23 protein-coding genes are annotated in these 23,113 nt (G+C 70.8%); 14 read left to right on the top strand and 9 right to left on the bottom strand.

All coding sequences use genetic code 11. The annotated features are described in order from the left end of the window. The first annotated feature begins 17 nt into the window (after positions 1 to 17). Together AB1K54_RS04780 and AB1K54_RS04775 are read left to right on the top strand one after the other, a co-directional pair. On the top strand, positions 18 to 1,499 hold the full coding sequence (locus AB1K54_RS04780) for an aspartate ammonia-lyase (protein ID WP_371201575.1): 1,482 nt from the start codon (positions 18 to 20) through the stop codon (positions 1,497 to 1,499). A gap of 70 nt (positions 1,500 to 1,569) precedes the next feature. Beyond that, positions 1,570 to 2,121 carry a DUF4190 domain-containing protein gene (locus tag AB1K54_RS04775; RefSeq protein ID WP_371201574.1) on the top strand — a complete coding sequence of 184 codons (552 nt, stop codon included), beginning with the start codon at positions 1,570 to 1,572 and terminating at the stop codon, positions 2,119 to 2,121. 55 nt (positions 2,122 to 2,176) lie between these two features. On the opposite strand, the gene AB1K54_RS04770 is transcribed toward AB1K54_RS04775, so the two are convergent. Further along, positions 2,177 to 3,043: a fumarylacetoacetate hydrolase family protein gene (locus tag AB1K54_RS04770; protein WP_371201573.1), complete on the bottom strand. Its 867-nt coding sequence runs from the start codon at positions 3,041 to 3,043 to the stop codon at positions 2,177 to 2,179. Between the two features lie 99 nt (positions 3,044 to 3,142). Here AB1K54_RS04770 and AB1K54_RS04765 point away from each other — a divergent pair, with 99 nt between their 5' ends. The 3 genes from AB1K54_RS04765 (at position 3,143) to AB1K54_RS04755 (ending at position 5,722) form a co-directional block, all read left to right on the top strand. Continuing rightward, positions 3,143 to 4,348, top strand: coding sequence for a PrsW family intramembrane metalloprotease (locus tag AB1K54_RS04765; protein WP_371201572.1), 1,206 nt, complete (start codon positions 3,143 to 3,145; stop codon positions 4,346 to 4,348). Between the two features lie 205 nt (positions 4,349 to 4,553). After that, entirely contained in the window at positions 4,554 to 4,922 is a 369-nt protein-coding gene (locus tag AB1K54_RS04760) for an FKBP-type peptidyl-prolyl cis-trans isomerase (RefSeq protein ID WP_371201571.1), read from the top strand. A 239-nt stretch (positions 4,923 to 5,161) separates the two neighbouring features. Next, positions 5,162 to 5,722, top strand: a complete 561-nt coding sequence (locus AB1K54_RS04755; RefSeq protein WP_371201570.1) for a YceI family protein — start codon at positions 5,162 to 5,164, stop codon at positions 5,720 to 5,722. 72 nt (positions 5,723 to 5,794) lie between these two features. Here the strand turns inward: AB1K54_RS04755 and AB1K54_RS04750 are convergent, their stop codons facing one another. The 3 genes from AB1K54_RS04750 to AB1K54_RS04740 all read right to left on the bottom strand — a co-directional run bounded on the left by AB1K54_RS04750 (position 5,795) and on the right by AB1K54_RS04740 (position 8,380). Beyond that, positions 5,795 to 6,742 (bottom strand): DMT family transporter, encoded by a 948-nt coding sequence (locus tag AB1K54_RS04750; RefSeq protein WP_371201569.1) that lies wholly within the window; start codon positions 6,740 to 6,742, stop codon positions 5,795 to 5,797. Positions 6,743 to 6,836: 94 nt separating this feature from the next. Beyond that, positions 6,837 to 8,144 carry an MFS transporter gene (locus tag AB1K54_RS04745; RefSeq protein ID WP_371201788.1) on the bottom strand — a complete coding sequence of 436 codons (1,308 nt, stop codon included), beginning with the start codon at positions 8,142 to 8,144 and terminating at the stop codon, positions 6,837 to 6,839. Between the two features lie 14 nt (positions 8,145 to 8,158). Further along, positions 8,159 to 8,380 (bottom strand): DUF167 domain-containing protein, encoded by a 222-nt coding sequence (locus AB1K54_RS04740; protein ID WP_371201568.1) that lies wholly within the window; start codon positions 8,378 to 8,380, stop codon positions 8,159 to 8,161. A gap of 195 nt (positions 8,381 to 8,575) precedes the next feature. Here AB1K54_RS04740 and rpsO point away from each other — a divergent pair, with 195 nt between their 5' ends. Beyond that, the gene (gene rpsO / locus AB1K54_RS04735) at positions 8,576 to 8,845 is read left to right on the top strand and encodes a 30S ribosomal protein S15 (protein WP_371201567.1); all 270 of its coding nucleotides are present in this window, start codon (positions 8,576 to 8,578) and stop codon (positions 8,843 to 8,845) included. Between the two features lie 81 nt (positions 8,846 to 8,926). On the opposite strand, the gene AB1K54_RS04730 is transcribed toward rpsO, so the two are convergent. Continuing rightward, the gene (locus AB1K54_RS04730) at positions 8,927 to 9,988 is read right to left on the bottom strand and encodes an isopenicillin N synthase family dioxygenase (RefSeq protein ID WP_371201566.1); all 1,062 of its coding nucleotides are present in this window, start codon (positions 9,986 to 9,988) and stop codon (positions 8,927 to 8,929) included. 164 nt (positions 9,989 to 10,152) lie between these two features. Here AB1K54_RS04730 and efeU point away from each other — a divergent pair, with 164 nt between their 5' ends. From efeU to AB1K54_RS04710, 4 genes are all read left to right on the top strand, one after another. Then, complete coding sequence (efeU, locus tag AB1K54_RS04725; protein WP_371201565.1) at positions 10,153 to 11,103, top strand: iron uptake transporter permease EfeU; 951 nt, start codon at positions 10,153 to 10,155, stop codon at positions 11,101 to 11,103. After that, entirely contained in the window at positions 11,100 to 12,329 is a 1,230-nt protein-coding gene (gene efeO / locus AB1K54_RS04720; protein WP_371201564.1) for an iron uptake system protein EfeO, read from the top strand. The genes efeU and efeO overlap by 4 nt, the downstream gene beginning before the upstream one ends. Further along, positions 12,329 to 13,636 carry an iron uptake transporter deferrochelatase/peroxidase subunit gene (gene efeB / locus AB1K54_RS04715; RefSeq protein ID WP_371201563.1) on the top strand — a complete coding sequence of 436 codons (1,308 nt, stop codon included), beginning with the start codon at positions 12,329 to 12,331 and terminating at the stop codon, positions 13,634 to 13,636. Before efeO ends, efeB begins: the two co-directional genes overlap by 1 nt. A gap of 80 nt (positions 13,637 to 13,716) precedes the next feature. Beyond that, positions 13,717 to 14,571 carry an SDR family NAD(P)-dependent oxidoreductase gene (locus AB1K54_RS04710; RefSeq protein ID WP_371201562.1) on the top strand — a complete coding sequence of 285 codons (855 nt, stop codon included), beginning with the start codon at positions 13,717 to 13,719 and terminating at the stop codon, positions 14,569 to 14,571. Positions 14,572 to 14,585: 14 nt separating this feature from the next. On the opposite strand, the gene AB1K54_RS04705 is transcribed toward AB1K54_RS04710, so the two are convergent. Both AB1K54_RS04705 and AB1K54_RS04700 read right to left on the bottom strand, forming a co-directional pair. Then, on the bottom strand, positions 14,586 to 15,791 hold the full coding sequence (locus tag AB1K54_RS04705) for an acyltransferase family protein (RefSeq protein ID WP_371201561.1): 1,206 nt from the start codon (positions 15,789 to 15,791) through the stop codon (positions 14,586 to 14,588). 119 nt (positions 15,792 to 15,910) lie between these two features. After that, entirely contained in the window at positions 15,911 to 16,294 is a 384-nt protein-coding gene (locus AB1K54_RS04700; protein ID WP_371201560.1) for a hypothetical protein, read from the bottom strand. An 89-nt stretch (positions 16,295 to 16,383) separates the two neighbouring features. Between AB1K54_RS04700 and AB1K54_RS04695 the strand changes: the two genes are divergently transcribed. The 4 genes from AB1K54_RS04695 (at position 16,384) to AB1K54_RS04680 (ending at position 20,779) form a co-directional block, all read left to right on the top strand. Next, a complete protein-coding gene (locus AB1K54_RS04695) occupies positions 16,384 to 17,838 on the top strand; it encodes a carboxylesterase/lipase family protein (protein WP_371201559.1) in 1,455 nt (484 codons plus the stop codon). Between the two features lie 12 nt (positions 17,839 to 17,850). After that, positions 17,851 to 18,735 carry an alpha/beta fold hydrolase gene (locus AB1K54_RS04690; protein ID WP_371201558.1) on the top strand — a complete coding sequence of 295 codons (885 nt, stop codon included), beginning with the start codon at positions 17,851 to 17,853 and terminating at the stop codon, positions 18,733 to 18,735. A 150-nt stretch (positions 18,736 to 18,885) separates the two neighbouring features. Beyond that, positions 18,886 to 20,106: an LLM class flavin-dependent oxidoreductase gene (locus tag AB1K54_RS04685; protein ID WP_371201787.1), complete on the top strand. Its 1,221-nt coding sequence runs from the start codon at positions 18,886 to 18,888 to the stop codon at positions 20,104 to 20,106. Position 20,107: 1 nt separating this feature from the next. Then, positions 20,108 to 20,779, top strand: coding sequence for an FMN reductase (locus AB1K54_RS04680; protein ID WP_371201557.1), 672 nt, complete (start codon positions 20,108 to 20,110; stop codon positions 20,777 to 20,779). 89 nt (positions 20,780 to 20,868) lie between these two features. Here the strand turns inward: AB1K54_RS04680 and AB1K54_RS04675 are convergent, their stop codons facing one another. Next, on the bottom strand, positions 20,869 to 21,696 hold the full coding sequence (locus tag AB1K54_RS04675) for a DNA/RNA non-specific endonuclease (RefSeq protein WP_371201556.1): 828 nt from the start codon (positions 21,694 to 21,696) through the stop codon (positions 20,869 to 20,871). Positions 21,697 to 21,747: 51 nt separating this feature from the next. Further along, positions 21,748 to 23,112 carry a permease prefix domain 1-containing protein gene (locus AB1K54_RS04670; protein WP_371201555.1) on the bottom strand — a complete coding sequence of 455 codons (1,365 nt, stop codon included), beginning with the start codon at positions 23,110 to 23,112 and terminating at the stop codon, positions 21,748 to 21,750. Position 23,113 lies beyond the last annotated feature (1 nt).

Raw genomic sequence — 23,113 nt, 5'->3', positions numbered from 1 at the left:
CCACGAGGAACCCCACGATGTCACTGGACGAGGCGACCCGCACCCGCACCGAGACCGACTCCCTGGGGTCGCTGCAGATCCCGAACGACGCGTATTGGGGCATCCACACCGCGCGTGCGCTGGAGAACTTCGCGATCTCGCACCGGCCCATCTCGGTGTACCGCGACCTGGTGAACGCGCTCGCGATGGTCAAGCAGGCCTCGGCGCGCGCGAACCGCGACATCGGCGTGCTCGACCCCGACAAGGCCGATCTGATCGATCGCGCGGCGCAGCTCGTGATCGAGGGGCGGTTCCACGACCAGTTCGTCGTCGGCGTCATCCAGGGCGGCGCAGGCACCTCGACGAACATGAACGCGAACGAGGTGATCACCAACATCGCGCTGGAGCTGGCCGGTCGCGAGAAGGGCGACTACGCGTTCCTGTCGCCGATCGACGACACCAACCGCAGCCAGTCGACCAACGACGTCTATCCGACGGCGATCAAGGTCGGCCTGGGGCTGGACCTGCTGACGCTGCTGGAGGAGCTCGATCTGCTGCGGCAGGCGTTCCTCGCGAAGTCGGTCGAGTTCCACGACGTGCTCAAGGTCGGCCGCACGCAGCTGCAGGATGCCGTGCCGATGACGCTCGGCCAGGAGTTCCACGGGTTCGCCACGACCCTCGGCGAGGACTACAGCAGGCTGAAGGAGAACGCCTACCTGCTGTGCGAGATCAACATGGGCGCGACCGCGATCGGCACGGGCATCACGACACACCCCGGCTACGCGCCGGCGGTGCTGCGCCACCTGCGCGAGATCTCGGGGCTCGACCTCGAGACGGCGACCGACCTCGTCGAGTCCACGAGCGACACCGGCGCGTTCATGTCGTTCTCGGCGTCGCTCAAGCGCAACGCGATCAAGCTGTCGAAGATCTGCAACGACCTGCGCCTGCTGTCGTCCGGCCCGCAGGCCGGGCTCGGCGAGATCAACCTGCCGCCGCGGCAGGCGGGCTCGAGCATCATGCCGGGCAAGGTCAACCCGGTCATCCCCGAGGTGGTCAATCAGGTCGCCTTCGCCGTCGCCGGCGCCGACCTGACCGTGACGATGGCCGTGGAGGGCGGGCAGCTGCAGCTCAACGCCTTCGAGCCTGTGATCGCCCACTCGATCTTCCAGTCGATCACGTGGATGCGCCGTGGCATGCACACGCTGCGGGTCAACTGCGTCGAGGGGATCACCGCGAACCACGAGCGTCTCGGGGCGATGGTGGGGGCATCGGTCGGCGTCGTCACGGCGCTGACGCCCTTCATCGGCTACGCGGCCGCCGCGGCGCTGGCCAAGACCGCACTGCTCACCGGACGCAACGTCGCCGACCTCGTGGTCGAGGCGGGCCTGATGTCGCGCGAAGACGTCGCCAAGCAGCTCTCGCCGGCACGCCTGTCGGGGCTCGAGGCGATCACGGCGGCGATCCCCGTCATGACGGGAACGGGAGCGCAAGACCTCCCCGCCGACCTCGACGTCGTGTGACGGGGTGAAATTGCCGTGAAGCGGCCGGTGCCGATAGCGTTCGAACACCACTGAGCTGAAAGAGGCAGCCATGTCCGACCCGCAGAATCCCGCCGACGCGCAGCCCCCGGCCTCGCCGCCGCAGGCCACACCGCCTGCGTACGAGCCGCCCGCCGCCCAGCCTGCCACCCCCGCGTACGAGCCGCCCGCCGCGGCTCCCGCCCCGCCGGCTCCCGCCTACGCGGCCGCGCCGCAGGACGGCGCCCCGACCTCGCCTCCGCCGTACGCGGCCGCGCCGCCGGCGCCTGTCGGCCCCCCGGCGAACGCGCCCGTCCCGGGCCGCACGCTCGGCATCGTCGCGTTCGTCCTGTCGATCGTGCTGAGCGGGCTCGCGATCGTCCCGCTGATCCTCGGCATCGTCGCACTCGTCCAGAGCCGCAAGGCCGGCGCCAAGAACGGCTGGGCGATCGCCGCGATCATCATCAGCGCGCTCGCGATCGTCGTGGCGATCGTCGTGCTGATCATCCTGTTCGCGGTGGTCATCCCGGCGGCCACGACCGAGTTCCTGCGGCTGTGCGGCGAATACGGCAACGGCGTGCACGACATCGGCGGCACGACCGTCACCCTCTCGGGCTGCCCCTGATCGCGGCATCCGTCATGGATCGAGCGGGCTCGCGAAAGCGGGCCCGCTCGATCTGTCAGTCCATGATGCGGCAGTGCGTCGTGAGCTCGCCGATGCCGTCGATGCCGACCGTGACCGTGGAGCGGTCGCGCAGGAAGATCTGCGGGTCGCGCGAGTAGCCTGCGCCGCCGGGACTGCCGGTCGAGATGAGCGTGCCGGGCAGCAGGGTGGACGAGCGCGACAGATGCGAGACGAGTGTCGCGACAGGACGCACCATCTGCGCGGTCGTGGCGTCCTGCATGGTGTGACCGTCGACCATCGTCCAGATGTGCAGGCTCTGCGGGTCGGGGATCTCGTCGGCGGTGACCACGAACGGGCCGGTCGGGGTGAACCCGTCGAAGGACTTGCACCGCGACCACTGCGCCTCGGAGTACTGGATGTCGCGTGCGGTGATGTCGTTGACGACGGTGTAGCCCCACACGTGCGAGAGAGCCTCCTCAGGTGAGACATCCTTCGCCGGGCGTCCGATGATGACGCCGAGCTCGGCCTCCCAGTCGATCGACTCGCTGAGCGATCGCGGCCAGGTCGTGGTGCCCTCGTGACCGGCCAGCGAGTTCGGCCACAGCACGAACACCGTCGGGGTCGAGTCGGTCTTGAGCCCGAGCTCGCCCGAGTGCGCGGCGTAGTTGAGGCCGATGGCGAGGATCACCGGCGGGGTGAGCAGCGCCGACGCGAACGAGAGATCGGCGAGCGGATGCCTCGGCCCGCCCGTCGCGGACGCCGCGCGCACCCGATCGAGCAGTTCGTCGCCGCCCGCGATGAGCTCCTCGAGGTAGCGGGGCGCATCGTCGAAGAGGTCTTCGACGATGATGGCGGCGCCGTCGTCGATGACGGCCAGCCGCGCGGAGCCGGTCTCGGGCCGGTGGACGTGGGCGAAGCGCATCGTTCCAGCCTACGCGGGGGCCATCGCACCGGGACGGCCGGATGCGCGTCATCGTCCTGTTGTGCGGGACCCGTTCCACCGGGGCTTTAGGCTGTGCGCATGTCGACCAGCCCTCGCCCGTCGCTGACACCGCCTGATTTCCCGTCGCCGCTCGCGCAGCCCCATGTGGCGCTCGGGGCGGCGATCCCCGCCGCCGTCGCGGCGCCCGTCGCGGTGCCGATCACCGCCGCACGCAAGGGACGCAACGCCCCGATCTGGATCTCGGGCGTCCTGGTGCTCGTGCTCATCGGCCTGGTCGCGTACTTCTTGAACGCGATCGGCCCCGCGGCGTCGATCATCGGCATGGTCCTTGCGCTCGTGCCGCTCGTGGGGGTGTTCTTCGCCGTCCGCCTCGTCGACCGCTGGGAGCCTGAGCCGGTCGGCCTCGTGGTGTTCGCGATCGCGTGGGGTGCGATCGCGGCGGTCGCGATCGCGCTCGGCGTGGACCTCGCGCTGTCGACCGTGCTCGGCGCGATCGACTCGGCGGCCGCCGAGGCGTTCACCGCGGTGATCCAAGCGCCGGTCGTCGAAGAGATCGGCAAGGGCCTCGGCGTCCTCATCATCTTCGCGAGCGCTCGGCGCGCGTTCGACGGGCCGGTCGACGGGGTCGTCTACGGCGCTCTCGTCGGGGCGGGGTTCGCCTTCACCGAGAACATCCAGTACTTCGCAGTCAGCCTCATCGAGGGAGGCGTGCTGGACGTTTCGACGACGTTCTTTCTGCGCGGCATCCTGTCGCCCTTCGCCCACGTGATGTTCACGAGCGTGACCGGCTTCGCGCTCGGCTTCGCCGCGCGCCTCGGGTACTCGACCGCACGCGCGATCGGACTGTGGCTTGTCGGCCTGGCGGGCGCGATCGTGCTGCACGGGTTCTGGAACGGCTCGGCGGTCTTCTTCGATTTCTTCGCGCTGTACTTCACGGCGCAGGTGCCGCTGTTCGTGCTGTTCATCGTGGGCATCATCGCCCTGCGCCGCGAGGAGGCGCGGCTCACGCGCTCGCGTCTGGGGGAGTACGCCGCCGCAGGATGGTTCACCGTGCAGGAGGTCGACATGCTCGCGACCGGCCGGGGGCGCAAGCAGGCGCTCGAGTGGGCGGCGACGCTGCGCGGCGACCGGCGGCCCATCATGCGCGGCTTCATCGCCGATGCGACGGCGCTCGCCGCCGCCCGCCAGCGCGCGATCAGCGGCCGCGACCCGAACGCCGCCGAAGACGAGCGTGCGCTGCTCGAACGGACAGTGGCCGCCCGTGCCGCGCTGTTCGCGATGTGAACGGCAGCGCGGCCGTTCAAGACTCAGCGCTCGGAGCCGCGGCGATGCCTGCGTGTCTTCCGAGCGCTGAGTTGATCTGACTTCAGAGTGCCCAACGGCGCCAGCCGCTGTCAACCCGTCTCCCACTCATAGGAGGATTGCGGGCGGGCCGGCCTCGTGCGGCCCCCGCGTTGACCCGCGCACGCCACTCGGGTTGGATGGAACCATGACAGACGACCGCACCAAGCCTGACATCGATGCTCCAGAGGGCCCTGCGCCCGAAGAGCTCGTGGTCCGCGACATCATCGTCGGAGAGGGCGCCGAGGCAGGGCCCGGTGACACCGTCACCGTTCACTACGTGGGCGTCGAGTACGACACCGGCGAGGAGTTCGACTCGTCGTGGAACCGCGGCGAGAGCATCCAGTTTCCGCTCCGCGGCCTCATCCAGGGCTGGCAGGACGGCATCCCGGGCATGAAGGCCGGCGGCCGCCGCGAGCTCGTCATCCCGCCGCACCTGGCCTACGGCCCCGCCGGCGGGCACTTCCTCGGCGGCAAGACGCTCATCTTCGTGATCGACCTCGTCGACGTCGGCTGACGCGACGCTCCTCAGAAGGGGTGACGGATGCCGCGGCATCCGTCACCCCTTCTGTTGCGCGGTTGCCGGAATCCCCTGCGGGCGAGCCGATGACGATCGAGCCTGAGGTCTCGATGAAGTCGCGGTTTCCGTGAGGCGCCGTCGCCTTTTCTGCATTCACAGGAATAGATCTGCCCCGCCTGGTCGTTGAGGCAAGAGAGCTTGTCGCACGAGCGACGACCGTTTCGAAGGAGCACTCTATGACCGACACCACGATCGACGTTCCCGGGTACAAGGCCGGCACCTGGGTGCTGGACCCCTCGCACAGCGAGGTCTCGTTCAGCGTCCGCCACATGATGATCTCGAAGGTGCGCGGCGGCTTCGGCCTCAAGAGCGCCACGATCATCGCACCCGAGAACCCGCTCGAGGCGAAGGTCGAGGCATCCGTCGACGTCACCTCGATCGACACCAACGACGAGGGCCGCGACAACCACCTGCGCTCGGCGGACTTCTTCGACGTCGAGACCTACCCGACGCTCGACTTCGTCTCGAAGGGCGTGCGCGTCGAGGGTGGGGACTTCCTCGTCGACGGTGACCTCACCATCAAGGGCATCACCAAGCCCGCCACGTTCGAGGTCGAGTTCGGCGGCTTCGGCACCGACCCGTGGGGCAACTACAAGGCGGGCGCGACGGCGAAGACCGTCATCGACCGCGAGGACTTCGGCCTCACCTGGAACGCCGCGCTCGAGACCGGCGGCGTGCTGGTCGGCAAGGACGTCACGATCACGCTCGACCTGCAGGGCGCGCTCCAGCAGGACTGATCGCGCGACACGACAAGAGCGGATGCCTCGGCCACCCGATCACGGGGGCCGAGGCATCCGCTCTTCGCCGCTTCAGCCGCGCTGCCGCCGCAGGCGATTCTGCGCGAGCAGGATCCCGAGGAACACCACGAGCGCGCCGACCGGCTCGTTCCACGTGAGGTGCTCACCGAGGATCAGGATGCCCAGCGCGACGCCCACGACGGGCGTGAGGTAGGTGATGGTCGAGGCCCGCGTCGGACCCCACGCGCGCACGACGTTCTGGTTCCAGATGTACGCGACGCCGGTGCCGAGGCAGCCCAGGAGCACGACCGACGCCACGATCCACGGGTCGAGCTCGACCGGAGTGAGGATCAGCGCGGGCGAGGCGACCAGCATGATCGCCGCCGCGATGCCGATGTTGAGGAACGAGAACATCACCGCGCTCATGCCGGTGTCGGACACGAACCGCCGCATGTAGGCGAGGCTGAAGCCGTAGCAGGCGGTCGCGCCGAGGATCGCGAACTGTGCGACCAGGCTCTGCGACAGGTCGAGGCCCTGCCACGGCGCGATGATCACGACGACCCCGACGATGCCGAGCGCGATGCCCGCGATCTGGCCGAGCCCGAGCTTCTCGACGCGGAGCACGAGCGCGGCCATGATGGCGGTCATGATCGGGGTGGTGGCGTTGTAGATGCTGGCCAGGCCGCTGGTGACGTACTGCTGCGCCCACGAGAACAGCAGGAACGGCACGACGCAGAAGGTCACTGCGAGCACCGTCATATGACCCCACACGCGCAGGCTGCGGGGGAGGGCCTCGCGGCGGATCGCGACGAACAGACCGAGCGCGAGCGCGCCGAGCACGAGCCGGGACCACACCACCTGCGCCGGCGCCAGACCGGTCAGCGCCACCTTCATGAAGAGGAAGCTCGACCCCCACACGACGCCCGCGAGCGTGAACTGCACGGCGATCGCGGTGTTCGAGGCGACGCGCGGCGCGGGCGCGGGGAGTGCGACACGCGGGGTGGAGGGGGCTTCAGGCACCCGCCGACTCTAGTCGCGGCATCCGACGCTCTCGCCCGTCGGGGAGTACGACGGCCGAAATCCGCCGAACGTCGGCCGTGCGGCTACGGCCGGATCACGGCACCGGGTGCTGCGCGTCGTACTCGCGGAAGCGCGGGCTGCGGCGCACGAGCAGGCCCACGAGCCCCACGATCACGAAGCCGCCCAGAAGCGGCGGGAACCACAGCGTCGTGATCGACGCGAGCGCGCCCGCGTAGAGCGCGCCGATGCGCGGGCCTCCGGCGACGACGACGGTGAAGATGCCCTGCAGGCGCCCGCGCACCGAGTCGTGCACGGCGGCCTGCATCATGGTCGACCGGTAGATGGCGCTCACGTTGTCGGCGGCGCCCGAGATCGCGAGCGCGGCGCACGCGAGCACGATGAGGGTGACGTTCGGATGCCCCGCATCGACGACTCCCGGCGCGAACCAGCCGAGCGCGGCGGCGCCGAGCACGAGCCCGAACAGCACGATCGCCGCGCCGTAGACCTGGATCGAGCGCTCGATGCCGACGCCCTGGCGCCGGACGCGCCCGATCGGGCCCGAGAACAGGCTCGACACGAACGCGCCCGCGGCGACCGCCGCCGTCAGTACGCCGGTCGTCACCGGTCCGCCGCCGAGGAGCACCGCGCCGATCGCGGGGAACAGCGCCAGCGGATTGCCGAACGTCATCGCGATGATGTCGAGGATGTACTGCAGCCGGATGTTGCTCGCCCCGCGCAGGAACCGCCAGCCGTCTTTGAGCGACTCGAGGCCGGGTCTGACGATCTCGCCCTCGGGCCGGATGCTCGGCAGCGTCCAGAGCCCCAGGAACAGCGACAGCATCAGCACGACGTCGATCGTGTAGGTCCATGCGTAGCCGGCGACCGCGACGAGCACGCCCGCCAGAGCGGGGCCGGCCATCACCATGATGCCGACGGTGATGCCCTGCAGCGCGGCGGCCGCCGGCAGCAGCTCGCGCGACAGCAGCCGCGGAGTGATGGCCTGCCGCGTGGCCATCACGATCGAGTTCGCCGCCGAGTTGACGACGCTGAGCACGTACAGCCACGCCACGGTCTCGAGCTGCCCCCACGCGAGGACGGCGAGCAGCAGCGTCGAGGCGAAGGTGACCGATGCCGAGATCAGCGCGACCTTGCGCCGATCGAACGCGTCCGCCAGCATGCCGCCGTACAGGCCCGCGATGACCATCGGCACCAGGCCCGTCACGGCGACCATCGAGACGGCGAACGTGTCGTGCGTCAGCTCGTAGACGTGCAGCATGACCGCGACGATCGTGAGCTGGCCGCCGAGGCCGGAGAGCGTCGAGCCCACCCACAGCCGCGCGAACGCGGGACTCGTGGTGAGCGGGCGCAGGTCGATGAAATGGTCGCGGCGCAGGCGCGGCATGCGCCGCGCGCGGCTCACTCGTCCACCTCGACGCGCTTGACGCGCGAGCCGTGGCCCGAAATGATCGCGACGTCGCGCGGGGCGACCCCGAAGTGGGCGGCGAGCGCCCGCACGACGCCCTGGTTGGCCGCGCCGTCGACGGCGCGCTCGCGCACGTACACGGTGAGACCGTCGGCTGATGATTCGACCAGCGGCCCCTTCGAGCTGCCGGGCTTGACCCGCACGGTGTATCTCACCCGACCGAGGCTACCGCCGGGGGAGGGTGGGGCGGCCGGGGCCGGGCCCGCCCACTGGGAGTCCCGGCCCGCGTGATTCCGTCGTCGCCTGGGACGCTGGTAGACTCTTCAGGTTGCCGTTAGATCGGCCGCGGAGAAAGAGAGCTCACGCATCAGGCGTCGGGCACCGCGCAACGACGAGAAAGGGGATCACCTATGGCACTGGATGCAGACGTCAAGAAGGCGATCATCGAAGAGTACGCGACGCACCCCGGTGACACCGGATCCCCCGAGGTGCAGGTCGCAATGCTGACGCAGCGCATCAAGGACCTCACCGAGCACCTCAAGGAGCACAAGCACGACCACCACTCGCGTCGTGGGCTGTTCCTGCTCGTCGGTCAGCGCCGTCGTCTGCTCGGCTACCTCCAGGACATCGACATCGAGCGTTACCGCAAGCTGATCGAGCGTCTCGGACTGCGTCGATAACGACCAGCGTTCAATCGCGCGAAACATTCTTGAGAAGGCCTCCCCACGGTGTGGGGAGGCCTTCGTCGTTCCCGCGGCCGGTCAGGCGGATGATCTCGACACCACGGCCTCGCCACCACTCGATCCGGCCGCCTCGGCCCGCGCCGCCACGAGGTCGGCGTGCCAGCGCTCGGCGACGTCGGGGTGGGCGCGCAGACGCGACTTGAGGGCGTTCTGGCCGTAGAGCGCGTGGATGGGGTTCGTGGGATCCTTCGTGACGCCGCGCGCCTCGGCGGCGAGTTCGGCGGGAAGCTCGATGAGCGGCAGGCGCTTGTCGAGGGCGGGGTTGAAGAAGAACGGCACCGAGATGCGGTCGTCGGGGTAGCGCGGCGAGATGACGCGGTGGTTCGTCGCGATGAGGTAGCCCTGCGTCGCGTACTCGAGCAGTTCGCCGATGTTGACGACGAAGGCGCCCGGCACGGGCGGGGCATCCACCCACCGGCCGTCGCGCTGCACCTGCAGTCCGCCCTTGCCGGGCTCGATCCACAGCAGCGTCAGCACGCCCGAGTCCTTGTGGGCGCCTACACCCTGCTGCGGTGTCGGGTCGTCCTTGCCGGGGTAGCGCACGATCTTGATGAGCGTCGAGGGCTCACCGAAGTGCTCGTCGAAGTAGTTCTCGGGCGCACCGAGCGACAACGCCCACGCGCGCAGCAGCTTGCGGGCGACGCCCGAGAGGTGGTCGTGCCACTCCGACACGACCTCGCGCAGCTCGGGCTGGGCCTCGGGCCACAGGTTCGGGCCGATCAGGCGCGCGAAGTCCGGGGCATCCGGATCATCGACAGCCTCGCGCTCGGGCCCGATGTCGATCTGCTCGCGCCAGTCGACCTTGCCCTGCGTGCGCTCGCCGCCCACCCGCGTGTACCCGCGGAAGTGCGGGCTGTTGACGTTCTCGATCGCGAGCTTGTCGGCCTCGGGGAGGGCGAAGAAGTCGCGCGCCGCGCCGTGCAGGCGCGCCTCGAGCTCGGCGGTGACGCCCGTGCCGGTGAGGTAGAAGAAGCCGACGTCGTGGGTCGCGGCGCGCAGGTCGTCACGGAAGCGCGCGGCGGCCTCGCGGCCCTCGTCGAGCTGCGAGAGATCGAGGATCGGAAGGTTGAGGTCGCTCATGGGGCGAGGGTAGGCGGATGCCGCGGCATCCGTCATCTTTGTTGCTCCCCGTTACCCGGCACACGATTTGAGGACGCGGGCGCGCCCAGGTAGCCTGTGGGGAGGTGAGGTTCGCCTTACCTTAGCTCGCCTCAGCCGAGGCTTCCTTCGCAGAAATCCCGCCAGTGCTCGCAACCTTCCTCATCGGCCTTCGTGAGGGCCTCGAAGCCGCGCTCGTCGTCGGCATCCTCGTGGCCTATCTCTCGCGCATCGGCCGCCGCGACGTGCTGCCGCGGCTGTGGGTCGGCGTCGGCCTTGCGGCCGCGCTGGCGATCGCGATCGGCGCGGTGCTCACGTTCGGCGCATACACGCTCACGTTCCAGGCACAGGAGCTGATCGGCGGCACGCTGTCGCTCGTCGCCGTCGCGATGGTGACGTGGATGATCTTCTGGATGCAGCGCACCGCGCGCACGCTCAAGGCCACGCTCGAGCACGACCTCGCCCGCGCGCTGGCGCGGGGAGGGCTGTGGGCCGTCGTCGTCATCGGGTTCGTCTCGGTGGCGCGCGAGGGCATCGAGACGACGCTGCTGCTGTGGTCGATGGTGCAGTCCTTCGGCGACGCCCCTTCGGCGCTGCTGGGCGCGCTCCTCGGAATCATGGCGGCGATCGTGCTCGGGTGGCTGCTCGCCCGCGGCATGCTGCGGCTGAACCTGCGGGTGTTCTTCGCGTGGACGGGAGCCTTCCTCATCATCGTCGCGGCGGGCGTGCTCGCCTACGCGTTCCACGACCTGCAGGAGGCCGCCGCCCTCCCGGGGCCGTTCACGGCGGCAGCGCCGCTCGATCCGGTGACCGGCGCCGTCGCGGTGGGCTGGGCCGCCTTCCCGTTCGGGTGGGCGTTCGACGTGAGCGCGTCGGTGCCCCCGGGCGGACCGCTCGCGGCAGTGCTGCAGGCGACGGTCGGCTTCATGCCGCAGATGTCGTGGCTCCAAGTCGTCGCGTGGAGCGTCTACGTCGTCGTGGTCGGCGCGTTCTTCGTGCGCGGGCAGCTCGCAGGCGGGCCGCGCGCATCGGCCATCCCTCAGGAATCCTCCGCGCCGGCGTCCGCCGACGCGATCCCACAGCAAGGAGCATCGTGAACGCATACCGCGCCCTGGGCGCTCTCGCCGCGGCATCCGTGGCCGCACTGGCACTTTCGGGCTGCGTCGCAAAGAGCGACGTCGCAGCCTCGGACTCGCTCACCGTCACCTCGACCGACGGGGCGTGCGACGTGTCGGCGGCGACCGCCACCAGCGGCACCCTCGCGTTCGAGGTCAAGAACGAGGGCGCACAGGTCACCGAGTTCTACCTGCTCGCCTCCGACGGGCTGCGGATCGTCGGCGAGGTCGAGAACATCGCGCCCGGGGCCTCCCGCACTCTCACCGTCGTCGCGCAGCCCGGCGACTACTTCACGCTGTGCAAGCCGGGCATGATCGGCGAGGGCGTCGGCCGGACGGCCTTCGCGGTCACCGGCGAGGCCGTCGCGATCGACGGCGAGGACGCCGAGCAGAAGCAGCAGGCCGTCAACCTGTACGCCGCGTTCGTGAAGGACCAGGTGGAGCAGCTCGTTCCCGCCGCCGACGAGTTCGTCGCGGCGTACGAGTCCGGCCAGGACGAGGCCGCGCGCGAGCAGTTCCCGCAGGTGCGCGCCTACTACGAGCGCATCGAGCCGGTCGCCGAGTCGCTCGGCGACCTCGACCCGCGCATCGACTACCGCGAGGTCGACGCGGTCGCCGAGGGCCTGGACTGGACCGGCTTCCACCGCATCGAGAAAGACCTCTGGGCGCCCGCGCAGGACGCGCTGAACGCCGACGGCGAGACCCCCGCATGGCAGGACTGGGCGCCGTCGACACCCGCCGAGCGGGCCGCGTTCGGAGACCAGCTCGTGTCGGACATCGCCGAGCTGAACGACTACGTGCACTCGGACGAGTTCCAGACCGCGCTCGAGGAGCAGGGCATCGCCGGCATCTCGAACGGAGCGATCGGCCTGCTCGACGAGGTCGCCACCGGCAAGATCACCGGTGAGGAGGACTGGTGGTCAGGCACCGACCTGTGGGACTTCCAGGCCAACGTCGAGGGCTCCAAGAACGCGTTCGAGATCGTGCGCGACTTCGCGTCCTCGACCGGCGACGACGGCGCGGCGCTCGTGGACGAGATCGACGCCGGCTACGCCGACCTCGAGGCGGCGCTGTCGGAGTTCGGCTCGCTGTCGTCGGGCTTCGTGAACTACTCGCAGCTCACCGACGCCGACAAGCGTGAACTGACCGACCTCATCAACGCCCTCGCCGAGCCGCTCTCGCAGCTGACTTCGACCATTCTGGAGTAATGACGCACACCCCGCACGATCCGCACGCAGGCTCCGCGGCTGAGGCACCCGGCCTCAGCCGCCGGGGCCTGCTCGGCCTCGCCATCGGCGCGGGCGCAGCGGGCCTCGCGGTGGGTGCGGGTGCGGGCGCGGCTTCCGGAGTCGCGATCGGGCGGGCGCAGGCGACGGATGCCACGGCAGCCGTCTACGACTTCTTCGGCGCCCACCAGGCGGGGATCACCACCCCCGTGCAGGATCACCTGCACTTCGCCGCGTTCGACATGATGGCCCGCACCGACCGCGACGACCTCGTCTCGCTCCTGCAGGACTGGTCGTACGCGGCGTCGCGCATCACGCAGGGCCTCGACGTGAGCGCGACGGGCGCCGTCGGCGGCGCGCCCGAGGCGCCGCCCGACGACACGGGCGAGGCGCTGGGGCTCGCCGCGAGCGGCCTCACCATCACGTTCGGGTTCGGTCCGACGCTGTTCGAGTCGGACGGCGTCGACCGCTACGGCATCGCCGCGCGCCGCCCCGCGGGCCTGAAGCGCCTGCCCGCGTTTCTCGGCGACGCCCTGGACCCTGCGGCATCCGGCGGCGATCTGTTCATCCAGGCGTGCGCCGACGACCCGCAGGTCGCCGTGCACGCGATCCGCAATCTCAGCCGCATCGCGTTCGGCCGCGCGCGCATCCGCTGGTCGCAGCTCGGCTTCGGGCGCACGTCCCGCACGACCGCGGCGCAGTCGACCCCGCGGAACCTGTTCGGCTTCAAGGACGGCACGGCGAACATCCTCGCCACCGACACCGCGGCGCTCGACGAGCACGTGTGGGTCGTGGCATCCGACGAGCCTGCCTGGATGGCGGGCGGCTCGTACCTGGTCGCCCGCAAGATCGCGATGCTCATCGAGACGTGGGACCGCGTGCGCCTTTCGGAGCAGAACGCCATCGTCGGCCGCGACAAGGGCGCGGGGGCGCCGCTGTCGGGCGGCGACGAGTTCACCGAGCCGGACTTCGATGCGACGGATGCGGCGGGTCGGCCCCTCATCCCCGTGACGAGCCACGTGCACCTGGCCCACCCCGAGCGCAACGACGGCACCCGGATGCTCCGGCGCGGCTACAACTTCGTCGACGGCAACAACGAGCTCGGCAGGCTGGACGCGGGCCTGTTCTTCCTGTCGTACCAGCGCTCGCCCGACCAGTTCGTCCGGGTGCAGCGGGCGCTGTCGACCGACGCGATGAACGAGTACATCCGGCACGTCGGCTCGGGAGTGTGGGCGGTCCCGCCCGGAGCGCAGCCGGGGTCGTTCGTGGGGGCGACGCTGTTCGCGTGAACCCCGCGATGACAGGCGGGGGCGGCGGCATCCGTCATCGCCCATTGCGCTGGCCGCCCGCGACACGCTAAACGTGTCTCATGGGGGCCGTCTCGCGCGCTGTGCTCGTCACCGGATGCTCGACGGGGATCGGACGCGAGATCGCGTCGACCCTCGCCGCGCGTGGCATGACCGTCTACGCCACGGCCCGCCGGCTCGCGTCGATCGCCGACCTGGAGCAGAGCGGATGCCGTCTGCTGCAGCTCGACGTGACAGACGAGGCATCCGCCACCGCCGCGGTCGAGACGGTGGCGGCCGAGCAGGGCGCGGTGGGCGTGCTCGTGAACAACGCGGGCATTCAGGAGCTCGGGGCCGTCGAGACCGTGCCGCTCGAGCGCATGCGAGCGCTCTTCGAGACCAACCTGTTCGGCTCGATCCGCATGACGCAGCTCGTGCTTCCCGGCATGCGCGCCCAGCGGTGGGGGAGGATCGTGAACGTCGGTTCGATGAACGGCCGGTGGGCGATGCCCGGCTTCGCGATCTACGCGGCCTCGAAGCACGCGCTCGAGGCGATCACCGATGCCGTCCGGTACGAGCAGCGCCCGTTCGGCATCGGCATCTCGCTCATGCAGCCCGGGATGGTGCGCACGAAGCTCGGCCATGCGGCGGCCGCCAAACGCGACGCGTCCGAGGCAGACCCGGTCTGGGCCGACTACAACCAGCGCATCGCCGATGTCACCCTCACGTGGGAGGACGGCCCGATGGGCCGCCTCGCCTGCTCGCCGCAGGAGGTCGCGAACGCGGTGCGCCGCGCCATCGAGGCCGGCCGCCCGCGCACGCGCTATCGTGTCGCGGCATCCGCGGGGCTCACGCTGGGGCTGCGCAAGGTGCTGCCCGATCGCGCGTTCGACGCGTTCCTGCGCACGCAGTTCCCCTCGCCCCGGCCGCCGCGATAGCGCCGTTCGGCAGCTCAGCCGTTCTGCCGTGGATCGGCCCGCCGCGGCGCGGGCGGGTTTTCGCGCGGCCGCCGCGATCCGGTCGGGTCGCTGCGATACCCCTCGCGGCGCGCGAGGCTGCGATCGGCGAACAGCCACGACGGCCGGGGCTCGACCAGCGGGCGCAAGAGCCACCGCACCGGCCTGGTCGCGAGCCCGAGCGCGATCAGCACTGAGGCGACGATCACCGCCGGCAGCCAGATCCAGGTCGGCTCGGCATCTCGCAGGACGCCGGACTCGCGGAACGGGTACAGCACGAAAGAGTGCAGCAGATAGACGTACATCGTGTACTGGCCGAAGTGCGTCCACCACCGGTTGCGGCGCGGCACGAGCACGAAGAATGCGGTCGCCAGCACGATCGCCACCGCCATCAGCGCCAGGCGCACCCCGCCCGCCCACCACTCGGTGCCGCCGAGGTCGGAGTAGTTGTCGTCGTAGAACAGCCACGACCCGAGGTGCATCTCGCGCCCTTCGTCGACGAAGAACCACGCGGCCCATCCGGCGGCGGCCAACGCGCCGAGCGCGGCTGCGAACACCCACCACGGCCGCCGGTCGAGCAGGCGCAGGCGCGCCACGACATCGTGCTCGCGCAGCCACCAGCCGAGCGTGAAGAACGGCAGCAGCCCCAGCGTGCGCGCCAGCGAGAACGTCGAGTCGAGGTTCGGCAGGTAGCCGGCGCCGATCGAGACGACGACCGTCCACACCAGCGGCCAGCGCAGCAGCGCGAGGTAGGGCAGCACGAGCCGGAAGATCCCGAGGGCGAGCAGGAACCACAGCGTCCACGACGGCTCGGTGGGGTTGGGGTCGGCCTGGCCCTCGACGAGCCACTTCGTCAGGGTCCACAGCGTCTCGAAGATCACGTACGGCACGATGATGTCGGTGATCACGCGCCCCATCTGGCGGCGCGTCGGCGACTCCGACCGTGAGAAGTACCCCGAGATGATCGCGAACGCCGGCATATGGAACGCGTACACCACGACGTACAGCGCCCGAGCGAGGTCTGAGTCGTACGTGAGGCGTTGCGTCGCGTGCCCGAGCACGACCAACACGATGCACGCGAACCGCGCGTTGTCCCAGAACGGCACGCGCCGCTTCGAGCGGGGCAGGGCCGTCGAACCGGTCGCGAGAGCACCGGGAGGGACGGATGCCGCGGCCGCCGCCGCGCTCGATGGATCGGTCATTGCGGGTTCCACGTTACCGACGGGCCACGGCCTGCGCCCCGCTCACGGCCGAGCCGAACGTGCGCATCCGGGCCGCATGGCGAGAGATCGGCCGTGGTGCTTCACGGTGCGGGCAACGGTCAGGAAGAGGATTCCGGCGAGTGCGAGAGCTCAGTCCGGGCTCGTTCGAGGTCCGTCAGACTCTGCTCCTGCTCGGCCCGGACCGTCGGAGGAAGTCGATCGGACGCCAGGATCTGCCCGGTCACGACGGCGGCAGCGTCAACCCGATCGCCCACGAACGCCAGGTCCGCATCATCCAGCTCGATGCCGAACACAGCGTCGAGCGGCGGCCAGCCGACGGGGCCCTGACCCCTCAGCGGGTGCACAGCAGCCAGGTCCCAGCCGCGTTCACGGAGCGCCTGCGCTCGTCTTACGACGTCGTCGCCTCCGCCGGACTGGAGCTGCGTCGAGATCACGTTGTCGAGAACCGCATCGACGACAAGCCACGTCCGCACCGACACCATCGAAAGAGACTAGCAACACGATGCGGCACCCTATCCTGGGGTCACCCGATGCCCGCCCCGCGGGCCTTTCGCGTTCGAAGGAGACCGCAGTGGCAGCTTTCCCCGTGGTGTCCGTCACGACCGGCGCCGTGCGCGGCACGAGCGCCGCCGGCATCGACCGGTTCCTCGGCATCCCGTACGCCGCGCCGCCCGTGGGCGAGCGTCGGTTCGCGCCGCCGGCCCCGCCCGCATCGTGGGACGGGGAGCGCGACGGCACCGCGTACGGCCCGACCGCGCCGCAGTCGCCGTACCGCGGAGGCCTCGAGAGGTTCCTCCCGACCGTTGCGGTGCCCGGCGACGACATCCTCACCGTCAACGTGTGGACTCCCGCCGACCGCTCCGCGGGCGCGGCGCTCCCGGTGCTGGTCTTCGTGCACGGGGGAGCGCTGACGCGGGGCGCGGCAGCCCTCCCGGCCTACGACGGCACCGCCTTCGCGCGGCACGGGATCGTGTACGTGTCGATCCAGTACCGCCTTGGCCAGGAGGGGTTCGCCGTGCTCGACGACGTGCCGCACAACCTCGGCGTGCTCGATCAGCAGGAGGCGCTGCGCTGGGTGCGGCGCGAGATCGCCGCGTTCGGCGGCGACCCGGCGCGCGTCACCGTGATGGGTCACTCCGCGGGGGCGAACACGCTCGCCGCGCTCCTTGCTCTTCCGCAGGCGTCCGAGCTGTTGGATCGTGCGATCCTGCAGAGCGGGCCGCTGGTCGCCCAGGACCCGAAGAAGGCGGGGCGGATGTCGCGCCTCATCGCGTCGCGCCGGGGCATCCCCGCCACGCGCGCAGGCTTCAGCGCCGTGGCGCCGGCCGACCTCGTCGCCGAGCAGACCGAGATCGCCGCGGGCGGCAGCCCGCTCGGCGGAGGCCCGTCGGTGGCCCTGGCGATCGGCGGCGACGCGGTTCCGGTGAGTCCGCTCGACGCGCTCGTGGCCGGCGCGGGTCGCGGCATCCCGGTCCTCATCGGCACGACGACCGAGGAATACCGTCTGTGGCTCGTTCCGACCGGGGCGCTCGCGCGCGTGCGTCGCTGGACGCTGTCGATCGCGCGCGTGGCAGCCCGCGTGCCGGCGAAGGTGGTCCGCGCGCACCGGCGGCGCCGGCCGGATGCGCTGGCAGGCGAGACGCTGGGCGAGATCGTGGGCGACATGCTGCTGCGCGGCCCCGCGCAGCGGTTCGCGGACAGTCGCGCCGATGCGGATGCTCCCACCTACGTCTACGAGTTCGGGTGGCGCAGCCCCGTCGAGGGGCTCGGCGCCGCGCACGGGATGGAGCTCGGTTTCGTCTTCGACGCGCTCGGCACGCCGGACGCGATCGCGATGGGCGGCGCCGATGCGCCGCAGGCGCTCGCCGACGTGATGCACCGGTCCTGGGTGTCGTTCGTCGTCGACGGCGACCCCGGGTGGGAGCGCTGGTCCGCGCGCCGGCCGGTGCAGGTCTTCGACGGCGACGGTGCCCGCGTGGAGTACGCACCGCGTGCGGATGAGCTCGAGGGCCTTCCCGCGCGGTAGTGTCGCCCTGCGATGACCACGATCGATGAGGCGCTGCGCCTGGACCAGGAGATCCGAGACATCGACTGGCATGTCTTTCCGCCGGGCACGATGCGGGACGTGTTCGCCGCACCGAGCGGGGGACTGGCCCGCGTGCGGCTCGGTGCCCCGCGCGCGCCGCGCGTCGTGCTCGTCTCAGGGGTCGCCGGGTCGAAGGAGGACTTCGTCCGGCTGTTCCCGCTGTTCGCCGAGGCGGGGTGCCGGGTCGAGTCCTACGATCTCGCCGGGCACTACGAGTCGGTGGGCGCCGGCCCGCAGAACCTCGATCCCCCGCGGGAGCACTACGACTACCCCCTGTTCGTCGCCGACCTGATCGCGATCCTCGAGGACGGCGACGTGCCCGCGCACGTGCTCGGCTACAGCTTCGCGGGGCTCGTCGCCGAGCTCGCGCTCGCCGAGCGTCCCGAGCTGTTCGCGTCGCTGACGCTGATGGCCGCGCCGCCCGCCGCCGGGCAGGTGTTTCGCGGGGTCAAGCACATAGGCCCGATCTCGGACATGCCGCCCAGCCGCGCGGCGGGGCTCATCCTGTGGGGCATCCGCTACAACCTCAACCGCACGCCCCCGCAGCGCATCGCGTTCGTGCGCGAGCGCATGGCGACCACCCCCCGCGCGTGCATCGACGACGTCGTGGCTCTCATGATGGCCACGCCCGATTTCGTCGACGCCGTCGCCGCCGCACCGATCCCGAAGCTCATCGCGGTGGGCGAGAGCGACCTGTGGCCGCTCGCCCAGCACCAGCAGTACGCCGAGCGCATCGGGGCGCGGGTCGCGGTCTATCCCACCGGCCACGCTCCGTGCGAGACGACCCCGCACCAGCTCGTGCGCGACATGCTCGCGCTGTTCGCCTCCGCGCGGTAGACCCGGCCCCGGATCCCGCGCTCCGCAGCGATGCGGGAATATCCTGGGCGCGTACGCGTTCCACGAGATACATTCACTTGCATAGAAGCGGATGCCACAGCATCCGGAAAGCGAGAAGCGATCGTGAGCGACACCACAAACTGGCCGGGCATGCAGTTCGGCATCTTCACGGTGAGCGACATCACCGAGGACCCCACGACGGGCAAAACCCCGAGCGAGGCCGAGCGCATCAAGGCGACCGTCACGATCGCCAAGCACGCCGAGGAGGTCGGACTCGACGTGTTCGCCCTCGGCGAGCACCACAACCCGCCGTTCTGGTCGTCGTCGCCCACGACGACCCTCGCGTACATCGCAGGCCAGACCGAGCGACTCATCGTCTCGACCGCCACGACCCTCATCACCACGAACGACCCGGTGAAGATCGCCGAAGACTACGCGATGCTGCAGCACGTGTCGGGCGGCCGCATGGACCTCATGCTCGGCCGCGGCAACACCGGCCCCGTGTACCCGTGGTTCGGCAAGGACATCCGCCAGGGGCTGCCCATCACCCTCGAGGCCTACAACCTGCTGCACCGCCTGTGGCGTGAGGACGTCGTGGACTGGGAGGGCCAGTTCCGCACCCCGCTGCAGGGCTTCACCGCGACCCCGCGCCCGCTCGACGGCGTGCCGCCGTTCGTGTGGCACGGGTCGATCCGCACGCCCGAGATCGCCGAGCAGGCCGCGTACTACGGCGACGGCTTCTTCGCGAACAACATCTTCTGGCCGAAGGAGCACTACCAGCGGCTCATCCAGCTGTACCGCCAGCGCTTCGCGCACTACGGCCACGGTACGCCCGAGCAGGCGATCGTGGGCCTGGGCGGTCAGGTGTTCATGGCCGCCAAGTCGCAGGATGCCGTCAAGGCCTTCCGCCCGTACTTCGACAACGCCCCCGTATACGGCCACGGCCCGTCGCTCGAGGACTTCAGCGAGATGACCCCGCTCACCGTCGGCTCGCCGCAGCAGGTGATCGACCGCTACGCCGCCATGCGCGAGACCTTCGGCGACTACCAGCGCCAGCTGTTCCTGATGGACCACGCGGGCCTGCCCCTCAAGACCGTGCTCGAGCAGCTCGACATCCTGGGCGGCGAGGTCGTGCCGGTGCTTCGCAAGGAGCTGCAGCAGGGTCGCGCCGAGATCGTTCCGGATGCCCCCACCCACGCGAACCTCGTGACCGCCGCCTACGGCGACGCCGAGCCGCGCCAGGCGGTGCCGGGCTCCAACCGCGGCGACAACCTCACCGCGGGCTCGCCGTACCAGGACGCCGGTGCGACGCGGCAGGTCGCGGCCGCCGGAGCGGCCTTCGGCACCGCCGCGACCAGGAAGGACGCCTGAGATGACCGTCTTTTCCGATCAGGGGGCGCGCGGAGCACGACGCATCGCCGTCGTCTCGGCGGGCCTGTCGAACCCGTCGTCGACCCGCATGCTCGCCGACCGCCTGACCGCCGCGACGGCGGCGCAGCTGGCCGAGCGCGACATCCAGGTCGAGGTCGACGTGTTCGAGCTGCGCGACTACGCGCACGACATCACGAACAATCTGCTCACCGGGTTCGCGCCGCCCGCGCTCGAGTCGATGGTGAACGCCGTCGTCTCGGCCGATGCGGTGATCGCCGTCACGCCGATCTTCTCGACGAGCTACTCGGGGCTGTTCAAGTCGTTCATCGACATCCTCGACCCCGACGCCCTCACCGGTAAGCCCGTCCTGATCGGCGCGAACGCCGGCACCGCCCGGCACTCGCTCGCGATCGACTACGCGATCCGGCCGCTGTTCGCCTACCTGCACGCCGAGCCGGTCTCGACCGGCGTCTTCGCGGCGTCGGCCGACTGGGGCGGCTCGGGCGACCAGGTCGCCTCGCTCTCGGAGCGCATCGAGAAGGCGGCGCGCGAATTCGCCGGCGCGATCGCGCGGCGGGATGCCCAGGCCGCGACCGACCCGTTCGACCCCGCCAGCTACCTCGGCGAGGGCCGCTCCTTCGGTCACCTGCTCGGCGGGCTCGCGGGGGAGTAGGCGGCAGCCGCACGCGACTGCGCCCGTTCTGTGCAGGTGCGCCACATCGATGCGCAGCACTCGCGCATGACTGCAGCAGTCGCGTGCGGTCAGCCCAGCACGATGTCGTCCGGCGTGCGGAGGGGCCGCCATGCGGCCTCTCCGCGCAGCGTCGCATCCGGCAGCACGTCCGCCTCGACGAGCGGGCCGAGGTCGACCTCGGCGAGCGCCTCGACGTCGCCCACGGGCACCTGGAACGTGCGGAACCCGCCGAGCGGCGCGAGCGCGAAGGCTCCCTCGCTGACGTCGACGAGCTCCGACTGGTCGAGCACGAACCCGGCCGCGCGCAGCCGCGCCCCGGCGTCCGTGGCTTCGGCCCACGCAGCCACCTTCCAGAACCGGCGCGGGATCAGGATGCCCCGGTACGGCGGGTCGTCGGCCTGCAGCACGGGCGCGGTGAAGACCGAGACGCGCTGGGCCGTGGCATCCGCGTATCCGAGCACGTGGTCCTCGAGACCCAGCCACAGCTCCTTCGACTGGTTGAAGGCGCTCGCCTGCGGCGCGGCGTTGGGGTAGGCAAAGGTCGCGGCCATCGCCTCGCGCGCTTCGCGCACGGTGCCCCAGCCGGGGTCGCGCCGGCGCACGAGGTGCCCGCGGTCGAGGTCGTTGCGGGCGTACACCGCAGGGCCTGCCTGGTCATCGTCCGAGATGCGGTCGTCGAGGTGCCACTCGCCGGCGCGGGAGAGATCGCGCAGGGCCGCGCCGTCGATGTTCACGCCGGTGACGCGCGCAAGGCGCCGCGCGGGGTCGAGGACGACGGTGAAGCGCGGGTAGGGCAGCTCGTGCGCGCGGTCCGAGGTCGTCGGCCGGGGGAGCGCGACATCGAGCGCCAGGAACGCGGGGTCGTATCCGGCGGGGGCCGGTTCGGGGACGCTCATTCCTCCATCGTGGCGCAGCCGCAGCGGCCGGGTCAGGCCCCCGCGCGACTGCTACGCGTATGCGAACACGAGCGGGAACACGACCACCACGACCCCCGCCCACCCCAGGTACGCCGGAAGGAACGCGGTCTGCCACCGCTCCAGCCGGCCGAACGCGGTGCGGCCGAGCACGAAGCGGGTCTGCAGCCACGCGGCGCCGGCGAGGTTCACCAGCAGGATGAGGTTCAGCCCGAGCGAGGCCAGCTTGTTCGCGCTGGCGCCGTACTCGGCGATCCGCCCGATCATCGACACGAGCACCAGCACGTCGACGGCGAGCGCGCTGGCGAGCATCACGAGCTGCAGCCATTCGAACCACGACGGGCGGGCGGCGGGATCGCGCGCCGACAGCGAGTACAGCAGCAGCGCGAGCACGACCACGACCACGACATCGAACACGATGAGCAGGTCTCGCGCGCCGAACACGACGATCGAGCCGGCGTCGCTTGCCAGCACGCCCTGCAGCGCGAACGCGGCGATGAGCGCGAGCAGCAGCGCCGTGAACAGCGGCGTGAACACCCTGGTCAGCACGGGGGCGATGTTCTCGATCACGCTCTGCTTCGTCTCGACGAGCCACGCCGCGATGACGACGGCCCCGGCGGCGCCGCACGGCAGCAGCCACTCGCTGATGAACGGCAGCGCGTCGATGCCGATCGCACCGAACACGCCCACCGTGACGGCGGCGAGCAGGCCGCCGCCGAGGGCGATCAGCACGTAGTACACGAACCACTCGCCCGAGAAGCGCACGAAGTCCATGCGTGCATGGGCGCGGCGCCAGTCGCCGTCGAGGTAGGCGATGCCCGACACGAGCCACAGCGCCACGATCGCATGCACCGCCGCGAGCGGCTGCGTCATGCCCCCCGCCTCGAAGGGGTAGAGGTTGAGCACGGCCGCGACGGCGACGAACGGCACCGCGACGATCAGCACGGTCGAGAGCTTCGCGCGCCGACGCACGAGGAAGTACGCCGCGAGGAAGGGCAGCACCAGCACGCTCACGTTGACGGACGCGAACTGGCCGTCCTGAAGCGCCGGCGACATCGCCAGGCGCACGGCGGCCGCCGCGGCGAAGGCGAGGCCGAGCGCGAGCCAGAAGCCTCGCGTGCGGGATGCCGCGGCGGCGGCATCCGGAGCCACCAGCTGCTTCCACAGCCGCTCGGAGTGCTCGCGGGCGAACTCGCGCGCCAGGTCGTCGAGCGCGCCCAGGCGCTTGACGGCGATGAGGAAGGCCTCGTCGGGCGAGAGTCCGGACGCGGTCAGTCCCTCGAGCTGGTCGCGCAGGTGCCCTTCGAGTTCGTCGACGTCGCGTGCGATGGTGTCGCGCTGCGCGACGTACGCGCGCCACTGGGCGACGCGTGACTCGGTGGGGTCGGTGTCGCTCATC

This window comes from Microbacterium sp. BWT-B31 (genome assembly GCF_041379855.1).
Taxonomy (GTDB): Bacteria; Actinomycetota; Actinomycetes; order Actinomycetales; family Microbacteriaceae; genus Microbacterium.
The sequence above is the reverse complement of the archived record's forward strand: the minus strand, read 5'-3'. Positions and strand labels throughout refer to the sequence as shown.